1 pseudogene is annotated in these 1,799 nt (G+C 72.1%); it reads left to right on the forward strand.

From position 1 onward, the window contains the following. Positions 1-445 precede the first annotated feature (445 nt). A pseudogene (locus D7X55_RS39125) lies at positions 446-1,799 on the forward strand (hypothetical protein); the annotation flags it as partial.

A 1,799-nucleotide genomic window follows, 5' to 3' on the forward strand; every position in this document is an offset into this window, starting at 1 on the left:
GCCTGTCGTCCCTCCTCCGGGTGCACCGCCAAGGCAGGGGCCTCCGTCTGGGACCGTGCCGCCGGTGGCGGTGGGTGCGCCTCCTCCCGGAGCTCCGCCGCAGCGTCCTGCCACCGTGGGGCCCGTCGCAGTGCCTCCGCCGGCCGCGATGGCTCAGGCTCCCGTGAGTGCACCGTCGACGGTGCCTCAAGGAGCCGGTGCCCCCATGGGCCTTGCGCCAGACTCAGCGCAGGCGGCCCCGGCTTCGTCCGGTAATGCTCCGCCGCCGGTGGCTCGCCGTCCGTCCGGTGTGACTCCCGCCATTGCGGCACCCACCGCGAAGGCGCCGGCGGCCAGCGGCCCGGTGTCGGATCTCGGAGGCGAGTGGGCGGACGCATTCACGGATGCCCCTTCCGCGAAGCCGTCGGCTCCAGTCGTCGCGGCCGCACCGTCGCAGTCGTCGTCCTTGTCCGAGCTGGTGCTGGATGCCGAGCTTCTCGACGACGCCGACGTCAGCCCGAGCCCCGCGTCGCCCGTCGCAGCCGCAGCCGGGAAGGCACCCGAGCTCACTGCAGTCCTGACCGGGGATGATCTCTCCGACGACATCCTCGAAGACGCGGGCTCCGTCGCCGCGCAGCCGGCCGCCGCCGACGCCACGGATGTCCTCGATGTCGAAGACGTGATGTCCGCCGAGCCGCACGAGGCCAAGGCCACCGACGCCACGGATGTGCTCGACGTCGAAGACGTGATGTCCGCCGAGCCGCACGAAGCCCAAGCCGCAGATGTCCTCGATGTCGAAGACGTGATGTCCGCCGAGCCGCAGGAGGCCAAGGTCGCGGACGTGCTGTCCTTGGAGCCGCAGGTGGCCAAGGCCACCGACGTCACGGACGTGGTGTTCGCCGCGCCGCAAGAGGCACAGGTCACTGACGACAGAGCTGCCGACAATGCCGTGGCCGTGATGTCCGCCAGTCCGGAACAGGCTCCGTCCACTCAGGCCAGGGACGCCCACGCGGATGCGGCCGTGGTATCCGCCGCGCCTCGAGAAGCCCCGGCCGCGGACGTCACGGACATCCTTGATGTCCAGCCGGACAGCCTCGAAGCCGTGGCCGTGATGGCGGCCGAGCCACAAGCAGCCAAGGCCACCGACGCCACGGACATCCTCGATGTCGAGGACGCAGTGCCCGCCGAGCCGCAAAATGCACAGGCCTCCGAAGCCAAGGAGGCTCACCCGTCTGCGCCCGCGGATCCGCAGGTGGCCAAGACCCTCGACGCCACGGACTCGATGCCGGCGGCTTCGTCGGAAGCCCATTCCATCCCGGAGGCGGAACCTGTCTGGGACGCCGTACCCGGTGCCCCCTCGACGGAGGTGACGGGCGCGTCCGGACAGGAGCCCATCCCCGCCACTGTCGCCGCGAAGAACGACGCGCCGGTGGAGACGCTGGAGTTCGAGCCCCTTCCGGAAGCGCCCCTCGCGGGCGAAGCCGCGAAGCCGGACGCGTCTGTCATTGCCGCGCAGGACGCCGAAGCCGACGGACTCGAATTCAGCCTGGCGGGAGACTCGCAGAAGCCCTCCGTCTCCCCAGAGGCCGAGTCCTGGCAGGTCGCCGCCGCGCCGAAGTCCGACGCCGTGCTCCCGGCCCCCCCGGAGTCCGACGTCGCCCTCGTCGCCAATCCCGACGTGCCTCCCAGGGCCAGCCCGGAGGCCTCACCCGAAGCCGGCGCCGAGCCCGTGCCGCTCCCGAAGCCGCGCCTCGTGGTCCCGCCCCCGGCCCCGGCCCGCGACCGGTCGCCCATCACGCTCGACCTGTCCACCTCCTCCG

The sequence above is a fragment of the Corallococcus sp. AB049A genome, from assembly GCF_003668885.1.
Classification (GTDB): Bacteria; Myxococcota; Myxococcia; order Myxococcales; family Myxococcaceae; genus Corallococcus; species Corallococcus interemptor.